Source organism: Flavobacterium xueshanense (assembly GCF_900112975.1).
GTDB classification, from domain to species: Bacteria; Bacteroidota; Bacteroidia; order Flavobacteriales; family Flavobacteriaceae; genus Flavobacterium; species Flavobacterium xueshanense.
In genome coordinates, this window is sequence record NZ_FONQ01000001.1 from 238471 (window position 1) to 260986 (window position 22516).

The window sequence follows — 22516 nt, forward strand, 5'->3', positions numbered from 1 at the left end:
TTTTGCAAACTGAAAATTCAAAATTATGATTATAGTTAAATCACGTGAAGAAATAGAATTAATGCGCGAAAGTGCCTTAATTGTATCAAAAACATTAGGAATGATTGCTTCTGAAATCAAAGAAGGAGTCACCACGTTATATCTGGACAAATTAGCTGAAACATTTATTCGCGATCATGGAGCTGAACCAAGTTTTCTTGGATTGTATGGTTTCCCAAATTCACTTTGCATGAGTCCAAATTCGCAAGTAGTTCATGGAATTCCAAACAACACGCCTTTAAAAAGCGGTGATGTAATCTCTGTAGATTGTGGCGCATACAAAAACGGATATCACGGCGATCATGCGTATTCTTTTGAGATAGGTGAAGTCACTCCTGAAACTAAAAAATTATTGCAGGTAACCAAAGAATCCTTGTACGTTGGAATCCGCGAATTAAAATTAGGAAACCGCGTAGAAGATGTTGGAAACGCAATTCAAAAATATACCGAATCACATGGTTATGGTGTGGTTCGTGAACTAGTAGGTCACGGCGTAGGACAAAAAATGCATGAAGATCCTGAAATGCCAAATTATGGCAAAAAAGGAAGAGGAAAACTTTTTGTAGAAGGAATGGTCGTCGCTATTGAACCGATGATTAATCTGGGAACCCGAAACATCAAGCAACACAAGGACGGCTGGACAATCACGACTGCTGACGGAAAACCAAGCGCCCATTTTGAACATGACGTTGCTATTATCGATGGAAAACCGGAGATTTTATCCACTTTTGCTTACGTTTACAAAGCGTTGGGAATTGTAAGTAATGAGGAAGATGAGTTTAGAAGAGAGCCTATTAAATTATAACACAAATTTCACGAATTTTTACAAATTATATTTTAAACGGACCATAGTAAATAAGCAAACTTAAGAATTCAAGCACATGGACGATCTTTATTTAAAAGAAGAAGCATACAAGATTATTGGATTTTGCATGGAAGTTCATAAAATTCTTGGGAAAGGACATAGTGAGATTGTTTATGGAGATGCTTTAGAATATGAATTAAAGAAAAATGAAATTCCTTATAACAGAGAATCCAAATATAATATCGCGTACAAAGACACCATATTACCAAGTTATTATTTTGCAGATTTCGTCATTTTTGATGAAATTATTTTAGAATTAAAAGCAATTCAAAGTTTAACTAGTGGTGAAATAAGACAAACTTTAAATTATCTGGCAGCTTCACAAAACAAACTAGGATTATTAGTTAATTTTGGAGAAGACAGCCTCAAATATCGAAGAATAATTCTTTAATAACAATCTAAAATTAATGAAATTCATATTTTTCATATCTGATTTATTTGTGAAAATTAGTGAAATTCGTGTTTAAATAAATCAATTATCCGTGAAAAAACTCTTTAAACTTATACTCAACACCATCCCTCGTCCTCTATTAATAAGAATGAGTTATGTAGCGCGCCCAGTTCTTGCATTTGCCTTAAAAGGAACTACATTCACTGATCCTATTGACGGTAAAAGTTTCAAAATGTTTTTACCATACGGTTACGGAACACAGCGAAATAATGTGCTTTCGCCAAGTACACTCTCGCTGGAAAGACACCGTTTATTGTGGTTGTATCTGAATAAAGAAACTGATTTTTTTACGTTTCCAAAAAAAGTATTGCATTTTGCACCGGAACAAGCTTTTTATAAATTGTTTCGAAACCAAAAAAATCTCGACTACACGACAACCGATTTATTTTCACCTTTGGCAGATGTTAAAGCGGACATTTGTAATTTGCCTTTTGAGGATAATCAATATGATGTTATTCTTTGTAATCATGTTTTAGAACACATTCCGAATGACACAAAAGCGATGCAGGAATTGTATCGGGTTTTGAAACCGGGCGGAATGGCTATTTTACAAATTCCACAGGATTTGTCCAGAGTCACCACTTTTGCTGATGACACCATTAAGGATCAAAAAGAACGCGCTAAAATCTTTGGTCAATACGATCACGTTCGGATTTATGGACGCGATTATTTTGATAAATTACGAAGTATTGGTTTTAAAGTAATCGAAGAAGAGTATACCACTAAAATTGCACCCGAATTAGTAGAAAAATATTGCTTGGCCAAAGGGGAAATTATCCCGGTTTGTTTTAAATAATTCACCATAAAAAAACCTGCTGAATTCAACTTTAGCAGGTTTTTAGTTTATAAATAAATTGGTTTATTTAACTCCAATTTGATGGCTTTCTATTTTACCATTTATATAAATTTTTAAAACATAAACTCCCTTATTTAAACCACTAACAAAAAATGAAGCTCTATTATCTTTAATTTGAATTTTGGCTTTTGATTTTCCCATAATATCAAATAATTCTCCTGAAATCTTAGCATTCTTTTCCGGAAGATTATTTGCATCTCTTAAGTCTATGTTTACTTTTTCATTTGAAGGATTTGGATAAACCAAAAATGTTTTTTCGTCTTCTGATAGTCTCATTAAATTATTGCTACAATCGACAACTTCAAAATACAACTCACTCCATTCGCTCCACCCACAATTATTTTTAGCTCGAACTCTAACACCTGTTTGTCCAATATAATTAGGAGCTATATAAATTTCATTTCCCCTAGTGTCTTGAGCAATTACAATGTTTGCATTAATTCTTTCCCATTCCCAATTTGTTTTTTCTCCAATTTCTAAATCAGTCATACCGATAACACTTGCCTCAACATTATTTGTTAAATCAAAAGAAGGCAACCCTAGTTCTTGCTGGCAAAAAGTGCCACTACATATTGTAGATTGATTTGGACAAATTAGTCCTGTAATTTGTGGCGCACCTACCCAAATTCTTTTAGTTATTGTAATGCCACCACAAATAGCATTACCATATATTACTTGCAGAGTTACGTAACCACTTCCATTATTAATTGTTAGGGTTACAGTCGACGTGTTGTTACCCGTTAAATTAGCAAGATACCCACCTTCGGTTATAGACCAATTATATGAATCAGCACCGCTTGGAACTGAAAAAACACTCGTCCCACAAACGGCATCGTTTCCAGTGATTTGTGATGCTGAATTTCCTGAACACATAAAGGAACAATTTGCTAATTCTGGATTAGTATACGGATTGCTCAATGCGTTTAGTTCAGATGCTAGCCATTTTCCATTTCTGGGATTAAATGAAATGTGTTGTTTGTTGTGTGCGTTTGGGTTTACTATATCAAAATCTGTGACGAAATTGGCAAACGGACTATTTTTGGGAGAAACAAGTGGTATTGCCCCAACATATGATTTTTTGTAGTCTTCATCTATTAAGGTTATGTTTCTTTTACCAATATCTAGAGCACTTGCTGTTGGAATAAAACCAAAACGATCTTTTATAATTAGATTTGGGCTATTAACAGTTCCAGCTAGAGTATTTGTATCAAAATAGCCACCTCCATAAGTATCAAAAGGTAAAATTCCCAAAGGTTGGTTTTTTGTTACATTAGTAATATCAACCGTGACATTTAAAACCCAAAGAATTTTCTTGGTATATGACATACGTCCTTTGTAAATCTCGTTACCGGAAGTATCATATAATGATTTAGCTTTAAAATCGACATTGTATTTTGAGTGCCCAGGGAATAGTCCTAAAACTGCTACCCCATAAAGATCAGAATCTACAAATGTTCCACCAATATATCCTCCTAAAGGATTGTAAATCAAACTGAATAAATCACCCCAAAAAGACAATCCTTTGTTTAATTGAATATTGACCAAGTCATCACCTGGATTAAAGTTTTGAGTTGTACCGCATTCGCTACCATTACTGATCGCGATATTCCTGCATTGTAACGGATAGCCACCACTATTTGCAAGCCCTTTTCCTTTTAATTCATCATAGAATGAGGTGTTTTCCCAATTGTCTATTGCGTAATTAGAATTTACAAAATTGCCGATTAATTGTTTAGAAGCTGGAGCGTCGAGAATAGACAAATAAGAAGAAACAGGTTGGGTATCTGTATTCATGGGAAGATAAACTTCACCACCATACAATAGTAAAGGAGATTTTACATACTGACTTTTAAGGTGACGAAACATATACTGAAAAGAAATCGGAATATTAGCCCCTTGTTGCGGTGCATCGTGTGATATAAACAGACTGGTTTGATGATTTTCGCCTCGCTGCTCCATATCTGCAAGGGCATAACGAGCAATAACACCACCCATACTTTGTCCTAAAACTACATTTTTAGTGGTACTCCCGCTCAAAACTTTACGGTCATTCACGTATTTTATGACCGCCTCAAGGGCATAAGCATTACGTTGCATATAATCTACGCCATTATTCCAATCTACATAGACAATGTCGTATTGTTTGTAGTCTTCGTAAAGTAGATTTTTTAATTCAACTCCGCTTTCAAGAAGACTTGGTTGAAATGTTCCAGAATAGGTATTATTCCCATATGCTTTTTCAGGATTCAAAACTACACCAAGATCAAATCCTTCGGCTACAATTAGCGGTCTCTTAAGTCCCTGACTAGGATCCCCAGCATAATCAATCGTCAGCTTTACAGTTCCTAATCCGCCTAGATAAGGAATTGCAGCTGTTATACTTATTGGGCTTTCTGTTGGAGAAATTCTACAGGTTTGGCAGGGTGGAGGAACTGGAGGTCCTGTTTGTCCATTTACCTGATTTTTGCCTATTTTCATCCTTGATTGGTTATACAAAGCTGTACCATTACTGAGATTCAGTTTGTATTTCCAAATTTTTGTCCCGTATGTGGTATAATTAACCGTAATGTTTTGGTTATACGTCACTGTTACGTATCCCTGTCCATTATCAAAATCTATTTGTATGCTTGTTATTAGGTTTTGATAATTAGAGATAAATATATTGGAAGGAATTTTTACTTGCATAGTCAATTCATCATATTGCTTGATGGGCGCTGCCATTGCAAAAGTTTGCAACTCTTGATATGGATTTTGCCATACTCCGTTGATTACCTTGTCATAAAATTTATTGTTGGACAACATAATCTTATTAGTCGTAAGGGCATTATCTGCAAATTGAGCGTACTTAAAATACAGCCCACTCAAGGCGATAACACCTATTGATCTATTGCCGTTCCATCTGTTGTCATATTCTGTAGGAGTTATCCAGGCCGTACTTACTTCTCGTACTCTGCTAGAAAGTAATGTGTTATAAATTTGATTTAAACTAGATTTGTCTGAATACGTACTATCTGTAAGTGTACCATTGTAAGCAGGTACATTGGTAAACTCCATACCATAATCGAGCAGAATACCGTGTGGTATTTTGGTTTTGTCCAGCGATCCAAATACAGTGTTCATTTGTGTTGCAAAAGTCGTATTGATGTCTTGTTGCGCATTTGAAAATATAGAAAATAAAAAAGCAAAAAGGAGGAATGTAATTTTTTTCATAAATTTGTTTTTTAAATTAAATAAAGATGAGATATTGTTCAATTTGATTTTGGTAAGACTGTCTTTTTGCCAATCTTACTTTTTTATAATTAGTTTTAATATTCCATATCAAAGCGACCTTCACGAACTTGAATTTTTTCTCCTTTTGAGTTTACAGCATCAAACCAAAATGTTCCCGATAGTATTGCTTTGCTAAAATTATGATTAGTGATTTTTAGTTCGCCAGTGATTGTTAAGGTTGTTCTGTAATCATCTTTACCGATACCTCCCGTAAATACAACAAACTGCCCCCATTTAGAATTATATTCCTGTAAGTCGTATATTTTACCTATTTCTAAATTTTGATTTAAAGTTGAGATATAAATTGATCTTGAAGTATCATTCATATTTTCAGTAATTCTTAATCCAAAATTCAATCCGTCTTGATATAAACAATTTAATATTATTCCAGTTCCTTTTGGTAAAAATGCTTCACCATTTATTAAACAACCAGCAGTATTTGCACCTGTTTGTGTAGCAGGAGGTAGTTGGTCTATTGGCTTTTTCGGTTTGTTGTCATCTGTAGAGCAACAACTTAATATAAGAACTGTTGCGAATAAAAATAGTAGGTTTTTCATTGGTTAAGTTTTTGTTAAAAATAAAATATATATAGTTTTTACGTGTTAATTTTTAGTTAATTTTATTGCAACTATTTGATCTTAATGATTTTTTAAATTACATAAATGTGAGGTGTTGTTTAATTTGATCTTTGTAAAATTATCTTTTTGCCAATCTTACTTTTTATAATTAATTTTTAATATTCCCTATCAAATCGACCATCGCGTACTTGTATTTTTCCCCCTTCAGAGTTTATTGCATCAAACCAGAAAGTACCAGACGGTATTGCTTTATTAAAATTATGATTGGTTATTTTTAGTTCGCCTGTGATTGTTGAAGTTGTTTTATATCGCAAATCTCCAATATTTTGATATATATTATATTCCCCAAATTGAGAATTTGCTCCATATTCTTTTAAAATGTACGTTTGACCAACAACTAAACTTTGATTATTGCTTATAATGCCTATTAATATTGTTTGATTATTTAGTTTTTGAGCGAGGTTAACAGTGAAATCTTTTCCATCAATATAATTACAAACTAAATTACCTGTAGGTAAATAGCCCTTTGGTAAAAAGGCTTTTCCATCTAACAAGCATCCAGCAGTATTTGCGCCAATTTGTGTAGCAGGAGGTAATTGGTCTATTGGGTTTTGTGGTTTGCTGTCGTCTTTCTTGCAACAAGTTAATGTAAGTGCGGTGTTAATTAATAATTACTTTAACTCCAATGTGTTTGTATTTAAAGTCTGTTATTGTTAATAATTACAGCGAATCGTCCTACTATAATTTCTACCATAAAAAAAACCTGCTAAAGTTAATTTTAGCAGGTTTTTAGTTTATAATTAAATTGATTTATTTTTTTTCCGGCATTAGTATTCCAATTACTTTATCTTTTGTAAGGTATTTTTTTGCAATATCTTGCATATCCTTAGCCGTTACCGAATTGACCGTTTCTTCAAATTTCAAAACTTCTTCAGCGCTGCTTCCATTCGTATAGGATTTAGTAAAATTAGACAACCAATATCTATTTTCTTTACTATCTTTTCTGAAATCAGCCAGCTCCCCTTCTTTAAATTTAGCCACATCTTTTTCATCTGGTCCCTTATCAATAATGTTTTGAAGTTCTTTTAAAGCAGAAGCTGTCAATTTTTCAGCATTATCTGGTCCACATGGAAACCCAATTGAAAAGTTGTAGGATCCATTTGGAACTTTATTTAAACTTCCTCGTGCCGAAACACCATAAACGCCACTTTCATTTTCACGTAATTGTTCAATTAGTTTTATTGTCAAAACTTCACCTAAAGCTTGCATACTCATGGCATCTTTAGCAGAATATTTTGCATCTCCATAATACATAATAGTTACATTACTTTTAGGATCTGTTCCTTTATTAACCACTTTTTTCAAATCTCCTTTTAGCATTCTATATCCTAAATCTACTGCTTTCTCTTTTTTATTAGTAGTAGCCAAAGATGCTAAATATTTTACGGCATATGCTTCCATAATTTTATCGTCAATGTTTCCAACGAAATAAAACTCAAAATCAGCAGCGTTGGCAAAACGCTCTTTGTATTTAGTGTAGGCTAACTTGTAATCTGTTGCAGCCCACGACTGATCCGTCGGCATAATTCCGTTGAATCTTGGATTTTCTTTATTCAGATAAGTATAAAACTCTTGTTGAAAATAGTTTTGTGGTTGCGAAGCCATATTCTTAAAGAAACTAGACTGTTTTTGTTTAAAGCCTTCAAAAGCTTCAGGATCATAGTTCAAATCCGTGAAATAAGCATACGTCATTTGGAACAGATATTCTAAATCCTTAGGAGTAGCATTCCCTCTTAAACCCTCAGTAGTTCCCCCTATATATGGATTTACTCTCGCTATTTTACCCGTCATAAATTTATTGATATCATTCAATTTTAATCCGGAGAATCCGGCTTCCGCCAAAGCTCCATTTGCAAATTGAACTTTTTTCATATCTTCATTAGAATATAAATTAGATCCTCCAAGACTCACTGCCTCAAAAAGAACCTCATCATTCTTAAAATCTGTATTTTTGTAAACTACTTTTACACCATTGGATAAAATTAAAGTCTTTGTTCCAATTTTAGCATTGCTTTCACGCTTAACAATAGTACCATTTTTAACTTCATTTCTTAATAAACTTGTAGCAACAACAGCATCTTCATAAGGCTTAATATCATCTGTATTGATTTTCAAAACCTCTAAAACTTGTTGTTCTGTAACTTTTTTCAAGCCTTCTTTTTCAGGACCAGTAAGAATAACAACACGGTTATCCTCTTTAACATAATCCTTAATCAAATTGTTTACATCCTTCAAATCAATCAAAGGCATCAATTGTTTCATCGTTTGATACGTCCATTCGATTCCGGGAACGGGCTCTTTTTCCAAGAAATTAGATTGGTATTCTCCAACAAAATTCACGGAGTTGGTTTTATCTCTGTCATTGTACGCTTTTTCAATAGCAGCAAGAAATTCTGATTTAGAACGATCTAATTCTCCTTGAGTAAATCCAAATTTCTTAGCTCTTTCATTTTCAGTCACCAACACTTTTAAAGCGCTTAATTGTTTATCTTCCTGAGACATCGCCAAAGATTGATATGCTTTTTTATTTCGGGCAAAAGTTCCTCCGTAATACGAATATCCATAAGTAAATGGCGGTGTCGCTGAGTTAGTCAATTCACCCAATCGAGTATTTAACAACGTTGAGAATAATCCCTCAACAATATAATTCTTAAAATCACCAACATTCACTACTGGTTTTGGAGCGCCGTAATCTTTGTACATCAATTGTACTTGAGCGCTTGATGCTTCTTTATCACTTTCAACAGCTACAAAAGTTTCCTTATGATTAGGAACGTCATAAAATTTTCTAGGTTTTTCATTAGCTGGATTTTTATACCCTGAAAAATGAGAAATAATCTTCTGCTCCATGGCATCAACATCAATATCACCTACGACAATTACGCTCATCAAATTTGGACGGTACCAATCCTTGTAAAAGTTAATTAACGACTGGTGTTTGAATTTTTCTAAAACTTCTTTTTGACCAATTGGCAAACGCTCCGCGTAGTGGGATTCATGCATCATTTTTGAAATGTAGCGGCCCAACATTCTTTTTCCAGCTCCTAAACCTAACCTATATTCTTCCAAAACTACGCCTCTTTCTTTGTCGATTTCTTCAGGTGTCAAAACTGTATTAAAAGCCCAATCTTCAATAATTTGAAATCCTTTTTCCAGTTTTTCAGGATTGTCTGATGGAATTGGTAAAAAATAAACTGTTTCATCAAAACTGGTGTAAGCATTTAAATGCTGTCCAAACTTTACACCGATACTCTGTAAATAATCAACCAATTGGTTTTTTGGAAAGCGCTTGGTTCCATTAAAACACATGTGCTCCATAAAATGCGCTAATCCTTGTTGGTCATCAGTTTCTAAAATAGATCCCGCATTGACGACTAAGCGCAAATCTACTTTGTTTTCCGGTTTGGCATTTTTCTTGATATAATAGGTTAATCCATTTTCCAATTTTCCAGTCTTCACGCTTGGATCAAAAGGAATGACTTTTGAATAATCCATTTGTTGGGCAAAAGCCGCTAATGGAAAAAGCAAAACGCCAAATACTAATTTGTTGATTTTTTTCATAAGGTTTGTTTATTTAAAGTAAAACTAGTTAGTTAGCAATTAAAAATAACTTGGATTAAGATAAAATTAACAGATATTACGCACAAAAAAAATAGTGACCTAAAAACACATCATTTACCAAAAACAAAAGGTAATTGTTATATTTACCCAATCATAAGTTCTAGACAATGACGAAACCTTTTCTAAAAATAGCCTTTCTTATTCTCAGTGTATTTTTTTCCTGTTTTTCTTTTGCGCAAGCAGAAAAAGAAATCGCTCCTCCGTACCACATTAAGACTATTTTTTTTATTCAGAATAACCAAAATATAATTCCATTTTTAAAATTAGGAGAAGGATTTCAATTAGAATTTGATGATCTTTTTGGCAATGAAGCCAATTATTATTACGAAATAATTCATTGCGATTACAACTGGAACCCAACCGCAATCCCTAAAAATGAATACCTGGAAGGTTTTGACAATCAAAGAATTCAGGATTACACCAATTCATTCAACACTTTGCAAATCTACTCGCATTACAAATTAGCGATTCCAAATCAGTTTACGCAACAATTAAAGATCAGCGGAAATTACATGATTAAAGTATTGGACGAAAACAAAGAAGTAGTGTTTTCCAGAAAATTTATTATCTATGAAGATTTGGTTACGGTTCCCATTCAGGTGAAAAGAGCGCGAACAGTAAGCAATATTGAAGCAAAACAAAATTTGGATTTCAGTATCAAATCAAATACAATTACGTTCCAAAATCCGCTGCGAAACGTCAAAGTGCTTGCGCTTCAAAACGGGCAATGGAAAACAGCTCTAAAAAACATTGCGCCTCAATACACCATTGGCAATGATTTAATTTACAAATACGATAGCGAAACTCAGTTTTGGGCGGGAAACGAATTTCTATTTTTTGAAAACAAAGACATACGATCCGCAAGCAACAATGTAGCCCGAATCGATTCTAATACGCCCATTTATGGGTCATTTCTGTTTACCAGTGATGCAAGAGCAAACCAGCCTTACTCATTCACTCAAGATGTAAATGGCGGTTTTGTTATCAATAATTTAAATGTAACGAAGAGCGAAATCGAAGCGGATTATGCCTGGGTATATTTCAGCCTTTCGGCACCCAGTTTCCGATTGAACAAAAACATTTATGTGACCGGAATGTTCAATAATTACAACTTAAGTCCTGAATTTAAAATGGATTATAATTCGAAAAAGGGAATTTATGAGAAAGCCATTTTAATTAAACAAGGATTTACAAATTTTCAATACACCATAGCGGATGACCAAGGAGTCATTGATCAGGAAAATGCAATAGACGGCAATTTCTACCAAACAGAAAATGAGTATACCATTCTAGTCTATTACAAAGAAAACATTGACAGATACGACAGAGTTGTTGGGAAAGGAATGGCGAGTTCCATAAATATAATTAACTAAAAAAAGTTTTTTGACTTTTGACAAAAAGATACCATTTTTTTGTAAATTTGTCAATAATAATCACATATTCATCCATTTAACATGGTTTCTCAAATAACAAGAGGCATAAAAATTTCGGTATTGACTAGTTTTGAGGGTACTTACTTCAAAAACTACAAGATCCATTTTGCCTTTAGTTACGTAATCACAATCGAAAATCACAGTAAGGATTCTGTTCAGTTGATTTCCCGCCATTGGGAAATTTTTGATTCTTTAAATGAAATCGAAATTGTTGATGGCGAAGGAGTAATTGGAAAAAAACCAGTTTTAAAACCTGGTGAATTGCATACATACAGTTCAGGATGCTTATTGTCATCTCCTTATGGTGCCATGAAAGGGTATTTCAACATGATTAATTTTACCTCAACAAAAAACTTCAAAGTTATCGTACCTACTTTTAGGTTATGTGCTCCGTTTGCTTTGAATTAAATTGCTACTCTTTTATTAGAATTTTAACTTCTAATCAGATTCTCTGATTGATGAATTATTGCTACCTTTACCACTCAATTTTTGATTCTAATTAAAATCTATTTAATATGCCAAAAGGAATTTACAACGTCCCAAAAGCGTTTAACGAAACCGTTAAATCCTACGCTCCAGGAAGTCCGGAAAGAGAGGAAGTTCTTGCCACTTTCAAGAAAATGTATAGTGAAACCGTTGATGTTCCTTTATACATTGGAGGAGAAGAAATCCGCACTGGAAAAACGAAAACCATAAATCCTCCTTTCGACCACAAACATATTGTGGGACAATACCACGAGGCCGACAAAGAACATATAGAAAAAGCCATTTCTACTGCGCTGGAAGCAAAAAAGAAATGGGCTAATTTAGCTTGGGAACACAGAGCATCGATATTTTTAAAAGCTGCTGAATTGCTTGCCGGACCTTACCGTGCCAAAATAAATGCGGCGACAATGATCGCTCAGGCAAAAACAGTACACCAAGCTGAAATTGACGCAGCTTGCGAATTCATAGACTTTTTGCGTTTCAACGTGCAATTTATGTCTCAAATTTATGCAGAACAACCCGCTTCATCCGAAGGTGTTTGGAACAGACTAGAACACAGACCATTGGAAGGTTTTGTTTATGCCATCACTCCATTTAACTTTACAGCAATTGCAGGTAATTTACCAGCCGCTCCAGCATTAATGGGGAATGTTGTGGTTTGGAAACCAAGTGCGACACAAATTTATTCTGCAAATGTAATTGTAGAAGTATTCAAACTAGCTGGATTACCGGATGGTGTAATCAATGTGGTTTATGGAGACTCTGCCATGATTTCTGAAACGTTATTAGGAAGTCGTGATTTTGCAGGAATTCACTTTACCGGTTCAACGCGTGTTTTCAATGACATTTGGGGGAAAATTGGACAAAACATCAGCAATTACAAAACATATCCAAGAATCGTAGGAGAAACTGGAGGTAAAGATTTTGTTGTAGCGCATTCATCTGCTATTCCGGCTCAAGTTGCTACAGCACTTTCAAGAGGAGCTTTCGAATACCAAGGACAAAAATGTTCTGCAGCTTCAAGAGCATACGTACCACAATCAATGTGGCCAGAAGTAAAAAAATTATTAGTAGCTGATTTAGCTTCCATGAAAATGGGATCGCCGGCAGACACTAATAATTTCGTTTCATCTGTAATTTCAGAAGGTTCATTTGACAAATTAGCTGGTTTTATTGACCAAGCTAAAAAAGATGCTGATGCCGAAATTATTGCAGGAGGAAATTACGATAAATCCGTTGGTTATTTTATTGAGCCTACCGTTATCGTAACTACAAATCCAAAATACACTACAATGGAAACCGAATTATTCGGACCAGTACTGACTATTTACGTTTATGAAGATGCTAAATGGGAAGAGACACTTGTATTAGTAGATTCAACTTCTGAATACGCATTGACAGGAGCTGTCTTGAGCCAAGACCGTTATGCAATTGAATATGCAATGAAAGTTTTAGAGAATGCTGCAGGTAATTTCTACATCAACGACAAACCAACAGGAGCAGTTGTAGGACAACAACCATTTGGTGGTTCCAGAGGTTCAGGAACTAATGACAAAGCAGGCTCTGTATTGAACTTATTGCGATGGGTTTCGCCAAGAACAATCAAAGAAACTTTTGTTACTCCAGAGAACTACAGATATCCATTTTTAGGATAATTTATTTTGAAAGACGAAAGTCTTAAAGAACTTTACAAATACACAAAAAGCCGAATCTAAAATTTAGATTCGGCTTTTTTTTACATTTTTCCTACTCAGTTCTATCTTTCGACTTTAAGACTTTCTACCTTATGATTAAACCGTAAATTTCAACGGCACATGCACCACTTTCTTAGTTTCAAAGAATTCATCTTCAAAAAAGTCAGCAAGATTGTATTCAATAGCTTTTGGAAAATCCTTTAGTTCTTCGGTTAAATCGCCTCCTTTTAAATAGAGAATTCCGTTTTTCAATTCGTGTTTATTGTTCTTTTTGATTTTGGTTTTCACCCAAGAAACAAAATCCGGCATATTCGTTACGGCACGACTCACGATAAAATCGAAATCTCCTTTGACATTTTCGGCACGCATTTGCTCCGCTTTTACATTTTTTAATCCCAATCCTTCGGCAACAGCCTGAACCACTTTTATCTTCTTGGCAATAATATCAATTAAATAAAAACGCGTTTCCGGAAAAAGAATCGCCAATGGAATACCAGGAAATCCTCCACCAGTGCCTACATCCAGAACATACGTTCCGGGTTCAAAGTTTATTATTTTGGCAATTCCCAACGAATGCAAAATATGCTTGGTGTACAAAGCATCAATATCTTTTCTCGAAATAACATTAATTTTTTCATTCCAATCGTGGTATAAAAAATCCAGTTTTTCGAACTGTTCTTTCTGAATATCAGTTAAATTAGGGAAATACTTAAGAATCTCGTCCATCTATTAATTTTTTAACAAAAGTAATACTTTAGAGTTAAAATATTTATCTCAATTTTGTATATCCAAAAATTTATAATAATTACCTTTGAACTTTATTAAATACATATGAATAATAATGCTCCGACATTTGCTAAGCAAGATAGCTTAAAGTTCTTTAGAACACTTAACTCACGGGTTAACAATTACTTCAAAGAAAATAATATCCAAAAGACAGGCAATTGGAAACTGTATTTGAAAACTATAATTTTGTTTTCTGTTTTTCTTGCGCCTTACTTTTTAATTCTAACACTTGGTATGCCTTTTTGGGCACATCTTCTGTTGACAATAGTTATGGGAATTGGAATGGCGGGAGTAGGAATGAATGTGATGCACGATGGTAATCACGGTTCGTATTCTAATAAAAATTGGGTCAACAAATTCATGGGTGGAACTATTTATGTTTTGGCGGGAAATGTTTACAACTGGCAAGTTCAACACAATGTTTTACACCATACTTATACAAACATTCCGGGTCACGATGAGGATTTAGATGCCGGACGTGTAATTCGTTTTACAAAAGATGCCAAATGGTATAACTTTCACCGTTTTCAGCAATATTATTCGGTATTCTTATACGGATTATTAACCTTCAACTGGGCCATCACAACTGACTTCAAACAGATGAGAAGCTACTTGAAAAGAAAATTATCTTACGGAGAAGCAAAAAGCCCAAAAACACTTTGGACGACTTTAATCATCACTAAAATAATTTACGTTTCGATCTGGATCGTGTTACCAATCGTTATTGGAATCACGTGGTGGAAAGTGCTTATCGGTTTCTTCGTGATGCATTACACAGCTGGTTTAATTTTAAGTGTAGTGTTCCAATTAGCACACGTTGTTGAAGAAACTACGAATCCATCTCCAAATGAATTAGGAGAAATGGACAATACTTGGGCCATTCACCAATTGTTCACAACAACGAATTTTGCTCCAAAAAACAAAATCGTAAACTGGTACACCGGCGGACTGAATCATCAAATTGAGCACCATATTTTCCCAAATATCAGCCACGTACATTATGGCGAAATTGCAAGTATCGTAAAAGAAACTGCTCAGGAATGCAACTTGCCATATTACGAATACAAAACAATGCGAAGTGCCGTTATTGCTCATTTCAAGCATTTGAAAAATTTGGGAATGAAACCGGAACTTACATAATCACACAAAAACATAACATGTTGTAGAGATGCACTGCAGTGCATCTCTACCGTGTATTTTTACAATAAAAAACTAACTACAACCTATTACAATGAATCCATTATCCGATAGAATAAACAATTTATCAACGTCTCAAACATTAGCAATGGCGGCTTTGGCCAGAGAATTAAAATCACAAGGAAAAGATATTATCAGTTTAAGTTTAGGAGAACCGGACTTTAATACACCTGATTTTATCAAAGAAGCGGCTAAAAAAGCAATTGACGAAAACTACAGCACGTATTCTCCGGTAGAAGGATATTTAGAATTAAAAGAAGCAATTTGCAGAAAATTCAAAAGAGACAATGATTTAGAGTACAAACCCTCTCAAATTGTAGTATCAACAGGAGCGAAACAATCGTTATACAACATTGCTCAAGTAATGTTAAACGACGGTGACGAAGTAATTTTACCGGCTCCTTACTGGGTTTCGTATTTCGAAATCGTAAAATTATCCGGTGGAATTCCTGTAGAAGTTCCAACTTCTGTAGATACGGATTTCAAAATCACACCAGAACAATTAGAAGCAGCAATTACACCAAAAACAAAAATGATGTGGTTCAGTTCCCCTTGTAATCCAAGCGGATCGGTATACAACAGAGAAGAATTAACGGCTCTTGCCAAAGTGTTGGAAAAACACCCGCACGTATATGTTGTTGCCGACGAAATCTACGAGCACATCAATTTCTCCGGAACTTTTTGCAGCATCGCATCTATCCCGGGAATGTTAGAAAGAACAATTACCGTAAATGGAGTTGCCAAGGCTTTCGCTATGACAGGATGGAGAATTGGATATATTGGAGCTCCTGAATTCATCGCTAAAGCGTGTACAAAAATTCAAGGTCAAGTAACAAGCGGTGCTAATAGTATTGCACAACGTGCTACCATTACCGCAGTAGATGCTGATCCAAGTGTTTTAAAACACATGGTGGACGCTTTCCATAGCCGTAGAGATTTAGTCGTTGGATTATTAAAAGACATTCCAGGAGTAAAAATTAACGTTCCCGAAGGTGCTTTTTATGTATTCCCAGACGTTTCTTCTTTCTTCGGAAAAACACTAAGAGGAACGTTTATAAAGGATGCCAATGATTTCTCTATGTACCTTTTGGGCGAAGCTAATGTAGCAACCGTTACTGGTGATGCTTTTGGAAACCCAGACTGTATCCGTTTTTCTTACGCAACAAGCGAAGAATTGCTGATTGAAGCCTTACGCCGAATCAAAGAAGCGGTGGCGTTATAGTCAAAAATCTTAAAGTCGAAAGTTGGAAAGTCAAAAATCTAACTTACAATATACTAACAAAGCCTCAAGATGTTCTTGGGGTTTTGTTGTTTTTGGGCGTGACCACAAGGGTCGGGCTTTTCGCTGCAATCTTTATATTTTTAAAGAAAAAATATAGAGGATTTCCGCTGCACTCCCTCACGCAAACCCTGCCAAAATCCTATTTATTCTAATTCATTACGGACTGCTAGTGAGCTGTCCCTACGATTATCATCACAAACGGAAAAACAATGAAATTTCTGATGATTTATGTTTTTAATTTTATACTTTTAGGAGATTAACTTAAATTTCGTTTGACTACCTAAAGCCGCAAAATTTTAGGTAGATTTGAATAACGATATAAATCCTGTAAGCAAGTTAGCCAGCGATAATGCACACACACAAAAGGAAGAAATCAATAAATTTAGGAATAACAATTTAAAAATTATATGAAGAAAGCAAATAAGAAATCTTTAATTTTTAGCGGAGTTTTTCTATATCTAAATGATGAAAGATTACATATTGATAATTTTCAACAGAATCTTCCGACGGGTTCATATACAAACAATGATGATAGTAAAGTTCAAATTTTCAATATAGAATATGAAGAAAGTTACCTGAAAATGAATTTTGGAGAGGGAATGGTAGGACCAAGAAATCCAAACGTTTATAATTTTAATACAAACGAAGAAGAGCCAAATCCTAGACAAAAAAATCAAGTTGAACCTAGACAAACTTTTGCAATCATTGATTTTAAAACTAGCTTTCTATGGATTAGCAATTCCAAAAAGAGGACTGCATTAATAGAGTTATTTAAAAGATATTTCCCGACTTCATCAATTGTTATAAAAGAAATTTACGATGAAACACAATTCATTGAGATGTTAAAAACCCTTGATAATATAAAAATTTCTGCAGTGCCGAATTTATTCAGTGATTCAGGATTATTAAGCAAAATTTTATCTGAAGAGATCAATGGATATGAAGCTAGTGTTGCCACTTTAAGTTTAAGTTATAACAATAGATTAACGAATAATTACTTAATCGACAAAGTTAAATCAATATTTAAACAAAAAAATTCACTAAGAAGCATTGTTATCTCAGGTAAAGATGAAAATAATTTAGGAATGCTTTTTAATACCGAAGGCTTTTCACGAAAAATTGATATTGAGGCTCTAGTTGATGAAGATGAAATGTTTTCATCTGATGATGTATACAATATATTAATAAGTAAAGTAAAAAATGAAAACACTTAAAATAATACTTAAAATTTTCACTTCAGTTTTTGCTATATCCTTTTTTACAATAAGTTTTAACCTGAATATGAAAGCTTTTGAAGTTGTTGCCAATTTTTTATCAATAACAACAGGTTTTTCAATCACTGCATTATCAATTATTGCTACTTCTCCTTTCTCAAAAAATCTATATAACCAAGAAAGTAGTAAAGACAATTCTAAAACTTTACTTCACGAACTTGTAGATAAGTTTAAAACATCTATGATACTTTTTATAACAACTATTTGTCTTATTGTATTACTAAATTTATATCCTGAAAAATATATTCCAACAATGTTTAAAGTTTGTGAAACTGAAATTACTACAATGGCCATTTTAAAATCTTTTGTACTATATTTTTCAATTTTATCGCTAATTTCGTTCGTTATTTTATTTAATACTTTTTCAAAATTTGTAATTAAATCTGGAAAATTAATTAAATAGTAACAATCAAACCCAAACCACCATGCTCACCGCCATCAACCCAAAATTACCCATGCGTAACAAAGCGATTACAAGGGATTTCTATATCACTCAATTAGGTTTTCAGGAATTGGGTAATGCGGACTTTAACGGGTATTTGATGGTGCAAAAAGACACGATTGAAATTCATTTTTTTTAATTTTCCACAATTAATCCTGCTGAAAATTACGGCCAAGTTTACATTCGGGTGCAGGATATCGAAACCGTTTATAGCAACTTCTTGAACAACGGCGTCGCCATGCATCCCAATGGTCCTTTGCAAATAAAACCTTGGGGACAAAAGGAATTTTCGATATTAGACCCAGATAATAATCTATTGACTTTCGGGCAAAGTTTGTAGCAAATCTGCAGTGATAAAAAAGCAATTTAGTATTTTTACATTCCAATTAAGACTTCAAAATATGAAAATACTACTTCTTGGCTCAGGCGAATTAGGAAAGGAATTTACAATCGCTGCACAACGCATCGGGCAAATTGTAATTGCAGTGGACAGTTACGAAAATGCTCCCGCCATGCAAGTTGCCCATGATTTTGAAGTAATCAATATGCTCGACGGAGAAGCCCTAGACCGAATCGTCGCCAAACATAAACCTGATTTTATTGTTCCAGAAATAGAAGCCATCAGAACCGAGCGTTTTTATGACTATGAAAAGCAAGGAATTACCGTAGTTCCTTCTGCGAAAGCGGCAAACTTCACGATGAATAGGAAAGCAATCCGTGATTTAGCATCTAAAGAATTAGGATTAAAAACCGCGAAGTACCGTTACGCCACAACTGCTGAGGAATTACAAAAAGGCGTTGAAGCCGTTGGAATGCCTTGCGTAGTAAAACCATTAATGTCTTCCTCCGGAAAAGGACAATCCACTATAAAAACCGAAGCCGATATTGAAAAAGCATGGAAGTACGCTGTGGAAGGTTCGCGTGGAGATGTCGTAGAAGTGATTGTAGAATCGTTTGTCAAATTCAATTCGGAGATTACTTTATTGACTGTTGTTCAAAACGATAATCCAACATTGTTTTGTGCACCAATTGGTCACCGCCAAGAGCGTGGCGATTATCAAGAAAGCTGGCAACCCGCGAGAATTTCCGACAATAATTTATACGAAGCGCAAGACATGGCCGAAAAAGTAACCGAAGCTTTGGGCGGCGCAGGACTTTTTGGAGTCGAATTTTTCTTGGCTGATGACGGCGTTTATTTCTCAGAATTATCGCCTCGTCCGCATGATACCGGAATGGTAACATTAGCCGGAACACAAAACTTCAACGAATTTGAATTGCATTTACGCGCTATTTTAAGTTTGCCTATTTTCGAAATTACATTAGAAAAAGCGGGAGCCAGTGCAGTCATTTTAGCTTCGGAAAACTCCACAAATCCAACCTACTCCGGAATCGAAAAAATTGCGGCTCTACCTAAAACCGATTTTAGAATCTTTGGCAAACCAACTTCAAGACCATACCGTAGAATGGCAGTGGCTTTAGTGAGTGATACCGTAGAAACTGCAATTGAAGAAGTAGTAGAAAAAGCAAAAAATGCAGCAAGGTTGATTACCGTGCATTCGTAATTACATTTAATAAACTTCCAATATTACATCGAAAACAAGGTGAAAAAAAAATCCGCTAAATCAGTGTTATCAGCGTTCCCTTTTATCATCATGTGAATTATCGCCTAAACATTCGAAAGTTCTTCCTAAACCTTTAAATACCTTTGAAAAAAATAATGACGATGTCAAATTCTATTGTACACATCCTGAATAATGATTGCCCTCATTGCCTTAAAGGCAAAGTTTTCAATGAAAAAAGTATATTTTTCAATTTTGGATTTCCAAAAATGAACGAATATTGTTCTCATTGTAATTATAAATTCGAAAAAGAACCAGGCTACTTTTTTGGAGCTATGTATGTAAATTATGGTTTAACAGTAGCCCAAGGAATTGTTACCTATGTTATTGCCCAATTTTTCTTTACCAAAACTTTCGATTTAAGAATCATTCCAATTATTGCTATTGTGATTATCGCCATGGCTTCTCTTAATATTCGTCTTTCCAGATTATTGTGGATTTACATGTTTAAAAATTATTCGATGTAAAAAAACCAGTATCTTAGCTGAAGTAAAAATTTAATCATTTATGAAAAAGATACTATACTTAGCTATTTTGTTCTCGGCAACACTTGTAAGTGCTCAGGATAAAGATAAAAAAGAAGAGCCAAAACCCCAAATTGTCGAAGCTTCATGCGGGCAATGCCAGTTTGGAATGGAAGGTCATGGTTGTGAATTAGCCGTTCGCATTGACGGAAAATCCTATTTCGTTGACGGAAGTTCTATCGACTCCCATGGTGATGCGCATGCCAGTGAAGGCTTTTGTGCTGCGATAAGAAAAGCGGAAGTCGTTGGTAAAGTGGTGGACAATAAATTCAAAGTCACCTCATTTAAATTACTACCCAAAAAATAAAAAAAGGGCTTAAAGAGAATTCTTTGAGCCCTTTTTTAGTTATTTCGATTTCATGGTTGCTTTCAGATTGATATTCTCAAAACTCGAAATATCAATTACTTCTTCCAAATCTACATCAAAAGAAATATTTATACTATCGCCTACAATTGTTACCGGCAATTGATTGGATATTTGTGAAGAACCCACAAATATATTAGGATAATCTTTGACTTTAAAATAATAAAAACTATTCCCGTTTTTTACATCATTCTGTATTCGGGTTACAACTGATTTCAGCGATTTTTTATTGGACACACTATTCGGGTTTATTTTATTATCCGCCATATTATATACGTTTTTAAACGAAGTCAAGGTTTCTCGCATCGTATTACCTACGCCAACAATCGTATAATCTGAAATGGCAACCATCGCAAACATTTTAACCAATCCACCGTTATCTTTAAGCGTCATCACATACGTGGGAATGTTATTGATATTATAAGGAATAGGCAAAGATGCTTTATATCCTTTTTCCTGAACTTTCCCTTGTGCCGAACTTTGAGCCGCATATTCCGTCGCGCCACTTTGTTTGTAAAAAGTAGTTTCTTTGGTTCTGGTGTCCACCAAAACAAAACCAACTGCAGATTCTTCTTTCCCAACAGAAGTCAATCCTGTGTACCAATAGGATTTATTGTCTTTTCCATATACCAATGTCATTCCTTCTGTAATTTGAAGTTTATCCTGATTAGAAAAATTCCAATAGCCGTGAACATATTCACCCCAATCATTCAACTGATTTTCTATAAAATCCAAAGGCTGAATTCGATCCACCCATTTTGGTGTTTTAGCAATTGAATATTCGTTTATTGCTCCAGATTGTGCATCAACCACTACGACACCTACAGCGTCTTTTCCTGAAAAACCAATTTTTTTCACATATTTAGTGACAATCCAAAACGGATTTCCAGCATCATCAATCTCAAAACTAAAATCAGCCAGACCAACAGTAGCATTTCCATTAAAATAAACGTGTCTGTGAATGTCACTTTGGAAGTAAGCGCCTTGCTGGTATTTAATCTTAATGTTCTTCCCTCCTACACTCTGAACTAATTTCACATCACGTTCATTGGTTGCAGAAACCATAACATATCCCGCAGTTCCCTCTTGGTTGTTAAACCATTTCAAAAAACCCGAATGCAATAATGGAGCAACCCAGTACAGGTTATTATTTACTTTCTGTATACAAAAATCCCCTAATTCTACTTGGCTCCCCAAAGCGGGTTGCGAACCTAAAATTTTCTCTCCCAAAAGATGGGCTAGTTCCTCATCGACCACACGGATTTTATCAATAGAAATTGGAGCAATGTGATTGGTTATTTTTTGGCCGTTTTTAACCTCGCCTATTAATTTTTGATACGAGTCGCTTCTAAACATTTTTAAGCTGGTCACAAAAGGTAGCGCAATACAATACAATAAAAGCACTCCTGCCAAAACAAACAAAATCTTGTTAGGCTTGGAAACAATCTTGACTTGCTTTGTTTGCTGAGAAATAGTCAAACCAACAGAAAATAAGATTCCTATCACTAACAACAGTAATAAAATAAAAGCAAAACCAGTAAATCCATAATTGATTACGGGGAGATTGTTGTACAACAAGAAAAAACCAAAAAAGAGCAGGAAAATAATTGAGAATATTTTTTTCATAATATTTAAATCTTTGATATGTTTGATATTAGTCTTTAATACTTCTAAA

At 34.4% G+C, this 22516-nt stretch carries 20 protein-coding genes; 14 read left to right on the forward strand and 6 right to left on the reverse strand.

All coding sequences use genetic code 11. From position 1 onward, the window contains the following. Positions 1 to 25: 25 nt before the first annotated feature. The 3 genes from map (at position 26) to BMZ76_RS01040 (ending at position 2151) form a co-directional block, all read left to right on the forward strand. Positions 26 to 844, forward strand: a complete 819-nt coding sequence (map, locus tag BMZ76_RS01030; protein WP_091202677.1) for a type I methionyl aminopeptidase — start codon at positions 26 to 28, stop codon at positions 842 to 844. 76 nt (positions 845 to 920) lie between these two features. After that, a complete protein-coding gene (locus BMZ76_RS01035; protein WP_091202680.1) occupies positions 921 to 1295 on the forward strand; it encodes a GxxExxY protein in 375 nt (124 codons plus the stop codon). A gap of 91 nt (positions 1296 to 1386) precedes the next feature. Then, positions 1387 to 2151 carry a class I SAM-dependent methyltransferase gene (locus BMZ76_RS01040; RefSeq protein WP_091202683.1) on the forward strand — a complete coding sequence of 255 codons (765 nt, stop codon included), beginning with the start codon at positions 1387 to 1389 and terminating at the stop codon, positions 2149 to 2151. A gap of 63 nt (positions 2152 to 2214) precedes the next feature. Here BMZ76_RS01040 and BMZ76_RS01045 read toward each other — a convergent pair whose 3' ends face one another. From BMZ76_RS01045 to BMZ76_RS01060, 4 genes are all read right to left on the reverse strand, one after another. After that, positions 2215 to 5421, reverse strand: a complete 3207-nt coding sequence (locus BMZ76_RS01045; protein ID WP_091202685.1) for a T9SS type A sorting domain-containing protein — start codon at positions 5419 to 5421, stop codon at positions 2215 to 2217. Positions 5422 to 5516: 95 nt separating this feature from the next. After that, positions 5517 to 6038, reverse strand: a complete 522-nt coding sequence (locus BMZ76_RS01050) for a Riean_0653 family protein (RefSeq protein WP_091202687.1) — start codon at positions 6036 to 6038, stop codon at positions 5517 to 5519. Positions 6039 to 6214: 176 nt separating this feature from the next. Then, positions 6215 to 6613, reverse strand: a complete 399-nt coding sequence (locus tag BMZ76_RS01055) for a Riean_0653 family protein (RefSeq protein WP_091202689.1) — start codon at positions 6611 to 6613, stop codon at positions 6215 to 6217. Between the two features lie 256 nt (positions 6614 to 6869). Continuing rightward, on the reverse strand, positions 6870 to 9680 hold the full coding sequence (locus BMZ76_RS01060) for a M16 family metallopeptidase (RefSeq protein WP_091202692.1): 2811 nt from the start codon (positions 9678 to 9680) through the stop codon (positions 6870 to 6872). Positions 9681 to 9847: 167 nt separating this feature from the next. Here BMZ76_RS01060 and BMZ76_RS01065 point away from each other — a divergent pair, with 167 nt between their 5' ends. The 3 genes from BMZ76_RS01065 (at position 9848) to pruA (ending at position 13314) form a co-directional block, all read left to right on the forward strand. After that, positions 9848 to 11113 (forward strand): type IX secretion system plug protein, encoded by a 1266-nt coding sequence (locus BMZ76_RS01065; protein WP_091202694.1) that lies wholly within the window; start codon positions 9848 to 9850, stop codon positions 11111 to 11113. Between the two features lie 81 nt (positions 11114 to 11194). Further along, complete coding sequence (gene apaG / locus BMZ76_RS01070) at positions 11195 to 11581, forward strand: Co2+/Mg2+ efflux protein ApaG (protein WP_091202696.1); 387 nt, start codon at positions 11195 to 11197, stop codon at positions 11579 to 11581. 107 nt (positions 11582 to 11688) lie between these two features. After that, complete coding sequence (gene pruA, locus BMZ76_RS01075) at positions 11689 to 13314, forward strand: L-glutamate gamma-semialdehyde dehydrogenase (protein ID WP_091202699.1); 1626 nt, start codon at positions 11689 to 11691, stop codon at positions 13312 to 13314. 135 nt (positions 13315 to 13449) lie between these two features. Here the strand turns inward: pruA and rsmG are convergent, their stop codons facing one another. Then, a complete protein-coding gene (gene rsmG / locus BMZ76_RS01080; protein ID WP_091202701.1) occupies positions 13450 to 14079 on the reverse strand; it encodes a 16S rRNA (guanine(527)-N(7))-methyltransferase RsmG in 630 nt (209 codons plus the stop codon). 105 nt (positions 14080 to 14184) lie between these two features. On the opposite strand from rsmG, the gene BMZ76_RS01085 reads away from it, so the two are divergent. From BMZ76_RS01085 to BMZ76_RS01120, 8 genes are all read left to right on the forward strand, one after another. After that, positions 14185 to 15279, forward strand: a complete 1095-nt coding sequence (locus BMZ76_RS01085) for a fatty acid desaturase family protein (protein WP_091202703.1) — start codon at positions 14185 to 14187, stop codon at positions 15277 to 15279. Positions 15280 to 15370: 91 nt separating this feature from the next. Then, positions 15371 to 16558: a pyridoxal phosphate-dependent aminotransferase gene (locus BMZ76_RS01090; RefSeq protein WP_091202705.1), complete on the forward strand. Its 1188-nt coding sequence runs from the start codon at positions 15371 to 15373 to the stop codon at positions 16556 to 16558. A 467-nt stretch (positions 16559 to 17025) separates the two neighbouring features. Then, positions 17026 to 17832 (forward strand): hypothetical protein, encoded by an 807-nt coding sequence (locus BMZ76_RS01095; protein WP_091202708.1) that lies wholly within the window; start codon positions 17026 to 17028, stop codon positions 17830 to 17832. Next, the gene (locus BMZ76_RS01100) at positions 17819 to 18295 is read left to right on the forward strand and encodes a hypothetical protein (RefSeq protein WP_143071035.1); all 477 of its coding nucleotides are present in this window, start codon (positions 17819 to 17821) and stop codon (positions 18293 to 18295) included. The genes BMZ76_RS01095 and BMZ76_RS01100 overlap by 14 nt, the downstream gene beginning before the upstream one ends. Positions 18296 to 18317: 22 nt before the next feature. Continuing rightward, positions 18318 to 18473: a VOC family protein gene (locus BMZ76_RS16340; RefSeq protein WP_317615040.1), complete on the forward strand. Its 156-nt coding sequence runs from the start codon at positions 18318 to 18320 to the stop codon at positions 18471 to 18473. Positions 18474 to 18705: 232 nt separating this feature from the next. After that, entirely contained in the window at positions 18706 to 19896 is a 1191-nt protein-coding gene (purT, locus tag BMZ76_RS01110) for a formate-dependent phosphoribosylglycinamide formyltransferase (RefSeq protein WP_262987271.1), read from the forward strand. A 161-nt stretch (positions 19897 to 20057) separates the two neighbouring features. Continuing rightward, positions 20058 to 20420, forward strand: a complete 363-nt coding sequence (locus BMZ76_RS01115) for a DUF983 domain-containing protein (RefSeq protein WP_091202716.1) — start codon at positions 20058 to 20060, stop codon at positions 20418 to 20420. Between the two features lie 40 nt (positions 20421 to 20460). After that, on the forward strand, positions 20461 to 20784 hold the full coding sequence (locus BMZ76_RS01120) for a DUF6370 family protein (RefSeq protein ID WP_091202718.1): 324 nt from the start codon (positions 20461 to 20463) through the stop codon (positions 20782 to 20784). 39 nt (positions 20785 to 20823) lie between these two features. Here BMZ76_RS01120 and BMZ76_RS01125 read toward each other — a convergent pair whose 3' ends face one another. Further along, the gene (locus tag BMZ76_RS01125; RefSeq protein ID WP_091202721.1) at positions 20824 to 22467 is read right to left on the reverse strand and encodes a hypothetical protein; all 1644 of its coding nucleotides are present in this window, start codon (positions 22465 to 22467) and stop codon (positions 20824 to 20826) included. Positions 22468 to 22516 lie beyond the last annotated feature (49 nt).